This is a genomic window from Psychrobacter nivimaris, assembly GCF_009812035.1.
GTDB lineage: Bacteria > Pseudomonadota > Gammaproteobacteria > Pseudomonadales > Moraxellaceae > Psychrobacter > Psychrobacter nivimaris.
Window position 1 is genome coordinate 101169 of the sequence record NZ_VZIZ01000009.1, and the last position, 12227, is coordinate 113395.

Below are 12227 nucleotides of genomic sequence, written 5' to 3' on the forward strand. Positions count from 1 at the left end.
GTGTTATTGATACTTTAGTGTATAAGATTGCACCGAGAATTGCATCACCCATGATAATAAATGCTGTATGCGTTTGTTTAACAAGTCCATAGGATGTGTGATATAGAACGATTTGCGTCCTAAAATGCGCAATAAATAACGAAAAGATAAAAAGGATTTTTATTCATGCAGCTTTTGCTATAATGCAAAGCTACATTTCTCAACGATTGATACGTATATGAGTAGCACTGATACCTTAACGTCATCTCAAACCTCGACAAATGCACAGGTTTTAGATGCAACCACACACGCGAATATTCACGACAAGCTTGCTCGCGCGCTTGGCATTAAGACTGCTCAAGTCAATGCGTTTGTCAAACTTTATGATGAAGGCGCGACGGTTCCTTTTATTGCGCGTTACCGCAAAGAAAAGACTCAGAATCTTGATGATGCGCAGCTGCGTGCTTTAGAGAAGTCTCTTAATTATGAGCGTGACATGGCAACACGTCGACTCAAAATTACTGAGCTGCTAAGCACACAGGGCAATCTGACTGACGAGCTACAGACGCGTATCGATAATGCGACGTCTAAGCTTGAGCTTGAAGACATCTATCTGCCATATCGTCCGCGTCGTCGTTCACCTGCTGCCAAAGCTCGCGCCGCTGGTCTTGATACTGCTGCCCAAGCGGTCTTGACCCAAGAAATCACCCCGATGGATGCCTTGGCTGATTATCAAGTCCAGTCAAGTATCACTGATGACAGTGGTAATGAAATCGAAGTTGATTTTAGCGATATCGAAAAACAACTCGCAGGCGTACAAGCCATTATCGTTGATGAATGGACACAAGCATTGGGTTTGTTGGACAACTTACGCAGCGGGTTTGCGAAGACTGCCAGTATCGTATCGAGCGTTGCGAGTGAGGAAAAGCGTGAAGTCGGCGAAAAATTCAAAGACTACTTTGAACATAGTGAAAGCCTTGCCCGTCTACCTAACCATCGCCTATTAGCGATGTTGCGGGGTCGTCAAGAAAATGTCTTGGGTCTAAAAATTGAAGGCGAAGACGCTCCATTTATCGAAAAGATCATCAGTCATTTCGACGTCGATGCCAAAGCGCCAGCAGAACGCCGTGAGTTTTTGGTAGAAGCAGCCAGTAGCTTATGGAAAGACAAATGGCGTCCGCATATCGAGCATCGTTTATTGACTGAAAAGCGTCTAGCTGCAGAAGCGGATGCGATTGATGTGTTTGCTAGCAACTTACAGCATCTGCTGATGTCTGCGCCAGCAGGTCCTAAAGTGATCTTGGGCGTTGATCCTGGTATCCGTCATGGCGTAAAAATGGCCATCGTCGATGCGCAAGGTCATGTGATGTCAGATAACGAAGAGAAGCCTGTTATCGCGACGGTTTATCCGTTTGCACCTGACAACAAAATGACTGAAGCCAAAAAAATCATCGATGAGCTATTAAGCACTTACAACGTTGATTTGGTCGCCATCGGCAACGGTACGGCAAGTCGCGAAACCGATGCAATGATCAAAGAGATTCTAGCCGCGAACGATGCACTAACAGCCAAAGCGGTTATCGTTAATGAGTCGGGAGCGTCTGTTTATTCAGCGAGTGAACTTGCTAGTGATGAGCTGGCCAATCTAGACGTTTCTGTACGCGGAGCGGTTTCTATTGCGCGTCGCTTGCAAGATCCATTGTCAGAGCTTGTTAAAGTTGATCCAAAAGCCATTGGCGTGGGTCAATATCAGCATGACGTCAATCAAAACCAGCTTGCAGATAGCCTTGATAAAGTAACTCAAGACAGCGTAAACGCGGTTGGCGTTGATGTAAATACAGCCAGTCCAGCTATCTTGGCTCATATCGCTGGTCTTAACCGCAATGTGGCACAGCAAATTGTAACCTATCGCAAAGAGCACGGTGCATTTGATAGTCGTGAAGCGCTTAAAAACGTCCCACGTCTAGGCGCTAAGACATTTGAGCAGGCAGCTGGTTTCTTGCGTATTCATAATGGTAGCAATCCATTAGATGCCACTGGTGTGCATCCAGAGAGCTATGCATTGGTCGATAGTTTACTTGCACAAGCGAGCAAGCCATTGTCAGAAGTCATCGGTAATGATGGCGTGTTAAATACGATTGATACGACTACACTGGCTGCTAATGACGATAATGTCAGCGTAAAAGCGATTATCGAAGAGCTTGCCAAACCTGCTCGCGATCCTCGTCCTGAATTTAAAACGGCCAATTTCCGTGATGACGTCAATAGTATCAAAGATTTGAGCGAAGGTATGACCTTAGAAGGCGTGGTAACGAACGTAACAGCCTTCGGTTGTTTCGTTGACGTCGGTGTGCATCAGGATGGTTTGGTACATATCTCACAGATGGCCAATGACTTTGTCGCAGATCCTATGAATCGTGTCAAACCTGGCGATATCGTTTCGGTACGGGTTATCTCTATCGATGAAAAACGTGGTCGTATCGGCTTTAGCATGAAACCTGAATCTGAAAAACCTGTACGTACGGCTGCCAAGTCTACGACAGCTAGTATAGATGGCGAGAAAACCAGTCGTTCACGCAATAATAACGCAAATAGTGACCGTCCAAATAATAGCCGTCCAGCTGCTGATAAACGTCCGTCTAAGCCGCGTGGCAAGCGTCAGGATAAAGACAACGCGAGCAATCGTAGTAAGCCAGTAAAAAATGATAAAGCTGAAGCCCCAAGTAAAATGGGTACACTCGGCGCTTTATTACAAGAAGCTGGTGTGACTAAAACTAAGAAGTAAATACTGCTAAAAATAGCTAAAATTTATAGTTGGGTATAATAAAAAAGGCAGCCATATGGCTGCCTTTTTATATAAGTAATATGCTTACAAACTAATCTACTAAACTAGTTGCCTGCTTAGCGTGATACAGCGATACGACGGTTCTCTTTGAACTGTACGTTTGCTGGCTGAGTAGCTAATAACTCACCACGCTTGTCTTTTTTCTTTTCTTGTAATGTACTAGTAGCATTTGCCGTTTTATTGTTAGAAGCGGCTTCACCAGCGATTAAAGGCTGATAGTCTGCATTGCTATGCTGCATGTTTGGCGTTTGCGTACGTTGGGTAGACTGTGTAGAGGCTGCACCCGTTGTCGTTGGCACGTTACCGTTCATAGTAGGCATATTACTATTGCTCATAGTGCCAGCTTTATCATTCATCTTGTCATTAGATTCGTTCACTCTGTTGTCAGAGTTGTTCATACTCTTGTTCGAATCATTCATCTCACTACGAGAGTCGTTCATCTTATTGCTAGAGTCATTGATATTGACATGGCTAGGCTGTGCAGCTCCCAATTTACCAGTTGGTCCTTCTACACCGACTTGTACATTGCTTTTGACAGAGCTACTTGGCATACGTGATTGCATAGAATCACTGCTGTTGGTCGGCATAGCCATTGCAAGTGTAGGCAATGCAAGCGTAGTACCTAAAATTAACGATAAAATATTCTTTTTCATTATAAAGCTCCCATATGTATTATTAGTAATAATTAAAAACGATAACTCATATTTAATGATAAGCCGTTTTTACTCAAAGGTGTCTGTAAATACTGTATGCAAATTATCAACGATGTGGTTTATATTTCAGTAGCGAACTCATTAAGGTTCTAACAGTTTAATGTTTTCTTGTGACGTTATGAAACTGCCATACTTAAAGTCTAGTCGTTATATTAACTTCTAGATTTCCCCAAAACTCATTAATAGTAAAGGTTTCTTGTGTTATTAAAGCTGTTAATAAATGAGTCTGATAATAATAAATATTTACCGATGTCTCTAGTATTAAAAATATGGATATTTGGTTGCTCATAGTTGTTATTTGAACTTAGGCAACTGTTATTAATAATTTTTTAAGTGCTATTTGTCAGTATTACAGAGATTTTTATCAGTAGTTTTTATTTATAATTCAAAGCCAATGTTTAGATAGTTCTTAAATTCTATTATATAAATTCTTTGATAATATATACTTCATTACATTAATGTTTACATATAATTTTTCTACAATATTTATAAAACGATAGTAGCAATATTGGATTAATGGTTAGTATCATAAAGTATTAAATAATTGGGAAACAGAAACATTGTTCACCAAAAAAATACGTTATTCTTAATTTAATTTTTGTCTCAATTTTAGAGTAGACAATAAAAAACCGTATCTCGAAACCAAGATACGGTCATAAAGACATTTAGCCTTTATTATCACTCAATAGATTAGCTCTCAATCACTTCAAAGCTAAGACCAGAATGCGCTTCTAAACGTGTTATGAGCTTATCTCCCATCGCAGATGCTGGTGTCCAGAATCCACCGCCAATGTCCACTTTGCTGATATCTTGTGCCAAGCATAATGCGGCCTGCGAAATCATACGAGAGGTACTGCCGTAACCAGGATCTCTATCACCTGTTACCTTAACAGTAATAGTGTCATTTTTGGCCGTTTGGCCAAAGTGACGAATATCAAAGTAGCCGTTTTCTTGCTCGTCCTTAGAAGGACCTGAACCAGCTTTTGGTAAAACGTGCTTGGATAGTAACTCGCGACTTGGTTTAATCATCATTGCAGTAGCAAAGCCTAGTAAACCTGCACTCATAGCATAGCTAGACAGTTTTCCTTTGACGCCATCTTTCATCCACATTGCTTCGTCATATTTGAAATCGCGACCGTACTCATAGCTGAGTAATTGATTAGTACGATGGACAATACGTGTATTGATGGTCGCCATGACGAACGGTGCTAACCAACGCTTATGATTACTGTCATATACTGGTTTGCTGACATTGTCCTGACGTACGTTTGGTGCATCAGTATCATCGTTTAGCAAATAAGGATTGGCCACTTGTTTGCGACGTGCTTTGTCCTCACCAGCTTCTTCAAATATCGATGCCATCGATGCGATAGTACCGCCTGAGATACCACCTTTCGCTGCTTTGACACGCATATGAATGACATTACAGGTCTCGCCGAATTTTTCTTCTGCCTTGGCTTGGGTAAAGTACGCGCCCAAATCTGATGGAATAGAATCAAAACCACAAGAATTGACGATACGAGCACCACTTTGCTTGGCAGTGTCTTGGTATTTGTCCATCATATCTTTGATGAAAATGGCCTCACCAGTAAGATCAACATAATCTGTACCGTTTTCAGCACAAGATTTGATCAGTGGCTCACCATATTTTAGATAAGGACCGACAGTTGAGATGATGACTTGAGTTTGTTTGGTCATCTCATCAAGGCTGGCAGCATCGTTACTGTTAGCAATAATAATGTCTACCTTACTCTCAAGTTTGGCCTGCAACTTGTTGAGCTTGTCTTCATCACGACCTGCGATCGCCCATGATACGTTTGAGCCATCTTCGTTCTTATTATTTGACAAAAAATTGGTTAAATAGTGGGCAGTGATCTGACCGACGAAGCTAGTCGCACCATATAGAACGACTGCATAAGGGCGTGTGTCGCTGCTGGTTTTTTGTGTAGGGTTTTCAGTATCCGTATTGGTATCCATATGTATTGTCCTTAATAGATTTGAGAATAGGTGGATAGTAAACTATAAACCAAGTCGTTTGATTAGGTTAGAGGTTTGTGAGGTCGCTACAGTTTATAGTTTGCAGCCCACCTCACATACAACATCACATATAACGTGAGGAATTTAAAATAGTTCTGCATACAGCTAGAGAAATAGAGTTCAGTAAAAAAACATGTAGTTAAACAACTCTCAGTTAAATAACGCTGCATTCAGAAATATAATTCTATTTCGAAAATATCATCTATTAAAGAAAAAGAGGTATGAGACATTAACAGTTACTACAAACTTTACATAACCTACCGGTATTATTACTAAAATGAACGTTTTCTAGAGAGGAACGTTGCTAATCTATAAGCGTAAACAGTAATAACTAGCATTAGATAAAAACAAGTTAAATAGATGCTATATAAATTCTAATATCTGTTTTTTACCATTATTTGAGGAGAAGATTATGTTTCGTTGGGCTATTATTTTTGCAGTGATCGCATTATTAGCGAGTTTCCTAGGTTTTGGCGGTGTCGCAGGATTGTCTGCTAATTTGGCATACATTTTCTTAGCAGTCGCTGTGATTTTGTTTATCGTTGCCTTTGTCAGTCGTAAGATGTAAACACAGCTTATCGTTGTAAATACCTACTATAAAAAAGACCCTCAATTGAGGGTCTTTTTTGTCTGCTTTAACGAAGGTAATCGTTAGAAAGCTAAAATAATCGGCATCAAGGCATACGTTGTAGACTTGCTACTACAACCGTTTGGGCTGAATAATATGCTCCATGCGTTTGGCTAAACGAATATCCAGACTAGATATGCCACCTGTGTCGTGGTTGGTTAAACGAACTTCAACGATATTGTAGGTATTACGCCATTCTGGATGGTGCTCAAGCGCTTCAGCATGAAATGCCGCTTGATTCATAAAGCTCATAGCCTCGATAAAATCGCTAAAATGATAGGTTTTGACGATGCTATTGCCGTCACGTTGCCAACCAGCAAGCTCTTCTAGCTGTAGATTGATTTGTTTGTCAGATAAACTACTCATATTAATAACCTTTATTGTTATGTCGAATTGGTTTATTAAAAGTGGTACTAGGGTATGTCTCCTATGCTAAATAAATATCTACATATTTTTTCTGCTTCGCCCGATATCACTTAACTAAGCCTAGTTAACGAATTAATTGAGCCGATTACTTAGCTAGTTAAATCAAATCTTGATACTCAGGATGTTTGCTAATGTATGACGCGACAAATGAGCATTGTGGTATCACTTTCTTGTCTTGCTCACGTGCATAATTCAATGCGTGCTTAACGAGTGCTGAACCAATGCCTTGACCGCCTAATTGCTGCGGTACGATAGTATGATCGTAGACCAATTTGTCAGCACTGTCCTGATAGCTAATATAACCTGTCTGACCGTCGATAGATGTCTCAAAGCGGTTCGCTGCTTGATTATGAACAATTTCTAGATTTGGTTTAGAGGCTTGATTACTCACTAATATACTCCATTTCTTATTATCAAATTTTTATTATGAACTAAATATTTTATTAATTTCGATAGTGCCAGTTTAGTATGTAGTTTTGATACTTAACAATCTAGACGCTTACCGTAATGGTTGATGGGACGACTGTTAACGTCACCTATGTTTGTTGTCCTACCTTATCATGGCCGTATCTAGTTGCAAATATGAATATGTCACCATGCATAGGAGATAGCTTTACGGACGACTGGAGGCAAAAAGCGAGTGAGACCATCAGTGTTCTCTATCGCTAATTTGTTTTCTAAATTGACAGCTGACCTATCATCTTTATGAGTAGTACTATCTGCATTTTTCGTTGACTGTACATAGGCTTGCCATTCTTTTTCACTAGGTTTGCTAAAGTGATAAATACGTCCCAGTACTTGCTTGAGTTGTGTGCCAAAGTGGCCAGTGTTATAGCTTAAACCATACTTACGGCATATGGCCTGTACCTGCGGCGCAATCTTTGCATAGTGGCCAGCTGGCATATCAGGAAATATATGATGCTCAATTTGGTGGGACAAGTTACCTGTCAAAAGATGGAACCATTTGCTGCCTTTGATATTGCTAGAGCCAAGGATTTGGCGTACATACCAGTCGCCTTTACTTTCATTGGCATCGAGATGGGTATAGATATGCGCTTGCTCAGTGAAATGCCCACAAAAAATTACCGCCCACGTCCATAGATTACGGACAGTGTTGGCAGTCATGTTACCGCTCAACGTACTCAAGGCGCTACGACGACCTAGTGTCAGCGCTACTACAGATGGCAGTGCGATATAGTCTTTGCCTATTTGTCGCCCAATTTTGGCAAATAAGGCGCGAGACTTTTGTTGCATGATTTTGTGTAGATCAGGGGAGTCAGCGTATTCATCGGCACTGATTTGGATGTCGTGAAAAGCTACTGCCCATTCAAAGCCAAATGCCAGTACCGCTGTACTAAACATATTGTAGCGATCTTCTGGCGTCCAAGGCTGCTCGTCAGTCACTCGAATTAAGTGATAGCCTACGTCATGGTCACGGCCAACAATATTGGTAAAAGTATGATGTAGATAATTATGAGAGTGTTGCCATAATGGAGCAGGGCAGACAATATCCCAGTCGAATTTTTGACTATTAAGGTGCGGGTGTTGCATCCAGTCATATTGACCATGCATGACGTTATGACCCAGCTCCATGTTGTTCAATATTTTGCTAAAGCTAAGTAAAGACGTGCCTAGTAGCCAAGTAGCGACTAGACTGCGTTTCGATGGCATACGCCCAGCCGCTGCAAGTAGACCACGGGCGATAATTTCACTATATACCACGGTGGCATATATCCGCTGTATATAGCGTGCATCCTTACTGCCTAGCGAGTCCATGACGCTTTTATATAGGGCATTGAGCTCTACGGCTAAAGCATCACTTTGAAGCTTTGATAAAGGTGCGCCAGTCAACGTTGGGTAGCGAGTCCGTATTAACGTGTCTGACTGATCGCTATCATTGATTGCTTCAACATTAAGCTGCGAGTACGGCGTTTGCGGCGTCAAAGGCAGAGGCGCGTTTTTCGCTAGCTGTGTATCGGACAGGTGCGTCAAGATAGGCACAGCAGATTGTGGCGTAGTAACGGGTGGTAATAAGCGCATAAATAAATCCTTAACCGAAACGGCATGAATAAGCAGCACTGCATCCGGTTTGATAAGTTATCTGAGTTTTAGCCTATAAAGTGACGTTTGTCTTTTATTTCTCATAGGTTGTCTAGCATATGCTTTCTATTAAGCCAGTCATTAAACATCGAGTACCACATCAGTCATGGCAATGTTGATACAAGTCTGAATAGACTCGTAACCATCACCACTCACTTTCCCTGTTTGGACGTTTTTGACCACGCCGCTGACTTTATTACAGCGGCACAACTGGCAAATACCTTGCCGACAACCATATGCTAGTCGTATATCTGCATTTTCAGCAGCAGTCAGTATGGTCGTGTCACTGACAAATTGCCGCTGCCGTGACCGCAAATAGACAGTGTGTTCTTCTACAGGTATCGTTTTGTCAAATATTTGATTGCTATCGTTATCAACATTAGCTAGGGCATTACCAAAGTTCTCTACGATGATTTTATCGCGCAGCTGTTCGTCTATAGGTAAGGTTATCTCTGCGGCGGCTTTATATAAGCCAGCTAATAACGCTTGTGAACCGCAGGCAAATATTTGCGTATCTGCTAGAGGTAAGTTTAGCGACAGCAGACCCTCTGCACTTAAGTATCTTGTAACAGCCAAATAGGTAGTCGGATCTTCAGTATGGATTAGATAATAAATAAAGTCTGGATATATATCGCTCAGCTGTTGCCATTGATGTTGCAGCTTGGATGAAACAGTCCGACTATAATGCAACAGCGTTACCTGATGTCCATTACTCAAGGCTTGAGTGATAAGTCCGAGCATAGGCGTGATACCGCTACCACCAGCGATGAATAGCAAAGGAGAGGGTTGCTTATTCTCTGATATTTGCTGCCTTAGTATTGAGGTTTGTTCCAAAGTGAAATTTCCAAGTGGCAAGCTTGTGTCAACGACACTAGCCAGTGGCATCTGCTTAGTTAAATAGTCAGATACCAACCCTTGTGGTTTAATCGCGATAGTTACCGTATGACGTTGGTCTGCCGTATGTCTCTCGGTAGCATCGTCGAGCCACCAGAGGGGTTGATGCGCCAAGCCCACTATCGAGTAGCTACGCTGGTGATAAACTCCATCGATACAAACGCGCAAATCAAGATATTGACCGCCTTGCCAACCACCCATCATCTCAGAAGTCTGCTGTTTAAAGGCTCTATTGGTCTCAAAACGAAGTGCTATCAAATTATCACTTAATGTATAGCGTGCGATCAGGCGTAACTTAGGAGTCGTCAATGACCAAAACGGATGTAAGCGCGATCCGATAAAATCGACAAACGCACGTTGAATAATTTCAGGGCGATAGCCGTTGGCCATATTATCAGTACCTGTATGATTGCTATGAAAGTGAATGATGTAACGCATACAAAGTCAGTTCATAATTCATTCTAATAATCGAAAATGAAATCGAGCCGATAGACCTTGTTAAGCCACACTAATATGCTAACGGCTATTGATTAAATTTGCGAAAGTTTTGATGCTATTTTTTGTGGTCTTTATAAAACGCTAATGAATCAAAATGTTAAGTTAGTTCATTAAGATAAGACTCCTTGAGTTATTTTTTAAAGCGAGTTTTATAGCCAAAAGGCATAGCCTGCTGTCAAAAACAGTAAAACAACTGGTAAAACAACCTGTCAGCTTGCAGGGTATGCGCCACAATGCGATAATGACCTATAATTTGTAACCCTGATTTTGAGGTACGGCACGCTTGGCATCATCGCTGAGTTGCATTTGCTGTTCTCTTCTATGCAGTCTATCGGAGTGTTAATGGCTCAATATATTTACACGATGAACAACGTGTCAAAACTTGTTCCCCCTAAGCGTGAAATCCTAAAAAATATCAACCTATCGTTTTTCCCTGGTGCCAAAATTGGTGTCTTGGGTATCAACGGTTCAGGTAAATCAACCTTGCTCCGTATTATGGCAGGCGTGGATACTGAGTTTAGTGGTGAAGCACGCGCGCAAGCAGGTACCAAAGTTGGCTATCTGCCACAGGAACCACAGCTAGATGACAGCAAAGACGTTCGTGGTAATGTCGAAGACGGTATGCGCGAAGCATTAGATGCGCTTGCACGTCTAGATGCTATCTATGCTGAATACGCAGAGCCTGATGCTGATTTTGATAAGCTTGCTGAAGAGCAAGGCAAGATGGAAGATATCATCCAGTCTTGGGATGCGCACAACTTAAATAACCAGCTAGAAAAAGCAGCCGATGCGCTCCGTCTGCCACCATGGGATGCGGACGTTAGCAAACTGTCTGGTGGTGAAAAACGCCGTGTGGCACTATGTCGTCTGCTATTGTCGCGCCCTGATATGCTATTACTTGACGAACCAACCAACCATTTGGACGCCGAGTCTGTTGCGTGGTTAGAGCAGTTCTTGCAGAATTACAGCGGTACTATCGTTGCCATTACCCATGATCGCTATTTCTTGGATAATGTTGCTCAGTGGATTTTGGAGCTTGACCGTGGCCATGGCTATCCGTATGAAGGCAACTATACTGAGTGGCTAGAGCAAAAGAACACGCGTCTAGAGCAGCAGAATAAGCAAGAAGAGTCATTTGCTAAAGCGCTGAAAAAAGAGCTTGAGTGGATTCGTAAAAACCAAAAAGGCCAACAGGCTAAGTCTAAATCTCGTGTACAGCGTTTTGAAGAATTGAACTCAACTGAGTTCCAGAAACGTAATGAGACCTCTGAGATTTATATTCCACCTGGTCCACGTTTGGGTAACAAGGTTATTGAGATCAATGACATCTCTAAATCATTCGGCGATCGTCTGCTGTATGAAAACCTAAGCTTTAACGTACCAGCTGGTGGTATCGTTGGTATTATCGGTCCAAATGGTGCAGGTAAGACCACGCTATTTAACATGATTACTGAGCGCGATACCCCAGATACAGGTTCAGTTGATTTGGGTGAAAGTGTTAAAGTTGCCTATGTTGGTCAGGTACGTGATCATCTAGATGATAACAAAACCGTATGGGAAGAAGTTTCTGACGGCCTTGATATCATTACCGTTGGTGATTACACCACGCCAAGCCGCGCGTATATCGGACGTTTTAACTTTAAAGGCTCAGATCAGCAAAAGCATGTCGGTCAATTATCAGGTGGTGAGCGTAACCGCTTGCAGCTTGCTAAGACGCTAAAGCAGGGCGCAAACGTATTGCTTCTTGATGAACCCTCAAACGATTTGGACATCGAAACCCTACGTGCCCTAGAGGATGCGATTCAAGTATTCCCAGGTACCGTCATGGTGGTCTCGCATGATCGCTGGTTCCTTGACCGTATCGCGACTCATATCTTGGCATTCGAAGATGAAGGCCCAGTTTGGTTCGATGGTAACTATTCTGAGTTTGAAACCTATCGCAAAAAGACCATGGGTGATGATGCTACTCCTAAGCGTATGAAGTATAAAAAGATTACTACCTAGGATATAGTCAGCGAAAAGTAATATCGATACATCACGCGCTGCTGATATTAATTTTTCTTGCTTGCTGTGCCTACGCAGACAGAGGCTACAAAAAATTGATATC

The 12227-nt window shown here is 41.9% G+C and carries 9 protein-coding genes; 3 read left to right on the forward strand and 6 right to left on the reverse strand.

The window, feature by feature from the left end:
- Window positions 1-217 precede the first annotated feature (217 nt).
- Entirely contained in the window at window positions 218-2764 is a 2547-nt protein-coding gene (locus FQV37_RS04350; protein WP_160021442.1) for a Tex family protein, read from the forward strand.
- A 116-nt stretch (window positions 2765-2880) separates the two neighbouring features.
- On the opposite strand, the gene FQV37_RS04355 is transcribed toward FQV37_RS04350, so the two are convergent.
- Together FQV37_RS04355 and FQV37_RS04360 are read right to left on the reverse strand one after the other, a co-directional pair.
- Window positions 2881-3477, reverse strand: coding sequence for a hypothetical protein (locus FQV37_RS04355; RefSeq protein WP_160021443.1), 597 nt, complete (start codon window positions 3475-3477; stop codon window positions 2881-2883).
- A 750-nt stretch (window positions 3478-4227) separates the two neighbouring features.
- A complete protein-coding gene (locus tag FQV37_RS04360) occupies window positions 4228-5514 on the reverse strand; it encodes a saccharopine dehydrogenase family protein (RefSeq protein ID WP_160021444.1) in 1287 nt (428 codons plus the stop codon).
- 472 nt (window positions 5515-5986) lie between these two features.
- Between FQV37_RS04360 and FQV37_RS04365 the strand changes: the two genes are divergently transcribed.
- Window positions 5987-6142, forward strand: a complete 156-nt coding sequence (locus FQV37_RS04365; RefSeq protein WP_082624527.1) for a DUF1328 domain-containing protein — start codon at window positions 5987-5989, stop codon at window positions 6140-6142.
- 132 nt (window positions 6143-6274) lie between these two features.
- Here the strand turns inward: FQV37_RS04365 and FQV37_RS04370 are convergent, their stop codons facing one another.
- The 4 genes from FQV37_RS04370 to FQV37_RS04385 form a co-directional block, all read right to left on the reverse strand.
- Window positions 6275-6568, reverse strand: coding sequence for a 4a-hydroxytetrahydrobiopterin dehydratase (locus tag FQV37_RS04370; RefSeq protein ID WP_057757953.1), 294 nt, complete (start codon window positions 6566-6568; stop codon window positions 6275-6277).
- A gap of 157 nt (window positions 6569-6725) precedes the next feature.
- Window positions 6726-7019: a GNAT family N-acetyltransferase gene (locus FQV37_RS04375; RefSeq protein ID WP_160021445.1), complete on the reverse strand. Its 294-nt coding sequence runs from the start codon at window positions 7017-7019 to the stop codon at window positions 6726-6728.
- A 200-nt stretch (window positions 7020-7219) separates the two neighbouring features.
- The gene (locus tag FQV37_RS04380; protein WP_160021446.1) at window positions 7220-8668 is read right to left on the reverse strand and encodes a fatty acid desaturase family protein; all 1449 of its coding nucleotides are present in this window, start codon (window positions 8666-8668) and stop codon (window positions 7220-7222) included.
- A gap of 141 nt (window positions 8669-8809) precedes the next feature.
- Complete coding sequence (locus FQV37_RS04385) at window positions 8810-10060, reverse strand: flavin reductase family protein (RefSeq protein ID WP_240990940.1); 1251 nt, start codon at window positions 10058-10060, stop codon at window positions 8810-8812.
- A 402-nt stretch (window positions 10061-10462) separates the two neighbouring features.
- Between FQV37_RS04385 and ettA the strand changes: the two genes are divergently transcribed.
- Entirely contained in the window at window positions 10463-12124 is a 1662-nt protein-coding gene (gene ettA, locus FQV37_RS04390) for an energy-dependent translational throttle protein EttA (protein ID WP_160021447.1), read from the forward strand.
- The last annotated feature ends 103 nt before the right edge of the window (window positions 12125-12227 follow it).

Bases quoted from the DNA above. Each gene is read 5' to 3' on its own strand.
- FQV37_RS04350 (WP_160021442.1), top strand. From the start codon at position 218: ATGAGTAGCACTGATACCTTAACGTCATCTCAAACCTCGACAAATGCA.
- FQV37_RS04355 (WP_160021443.1), bottom strand. From the start codon at position 3,477: ATGAAAAAGAATATTTTATCGTTAATTTTAGGTACTACGCTTGCATTG.
- FQV37_RS04360 (WP_160021444.1), bottom strand. From the start codon at position 5,514: ATGGATACCAATACGGATACTGAAAACCCTACACAAAAAACCAGCAGC.
- FQV37_RS04365 (WP_082624527.1), top strand. From the start codon at position 5,987: ATGTTTCGTTGGGCTATTATTTTTGCAGTGATCGCATTATTAGCGAGT.
- FQV37_RS04370 (WP_057757953.1), bottom strand. From the start codon at position 6,568: ATGAGTAGTTTATCTGACAAACAAATCAATCTACAGCTAGAAGAGCTT.
- FQV37_RS04380 (WP_160021446.1), bottom strand. From the start codon at position 8,668: ATGCGCTTATTACCACCCGTTACTACGCCACAATCTGCTGTGCCTATC.
- FQV37_RS04385 (WP_240990940.1), bottom strand. From the start codon at position 10,060: ATGCGTTACATCATTCACTTTCATAGCAATCATACAGGTACTGATAAT.
- ettA (WP_160021447.1), top strand. From the start codon at position 10,463: ATGGCTCAATATATTTACACGATGAACAACGTGTCAAAACTTGTTCCC.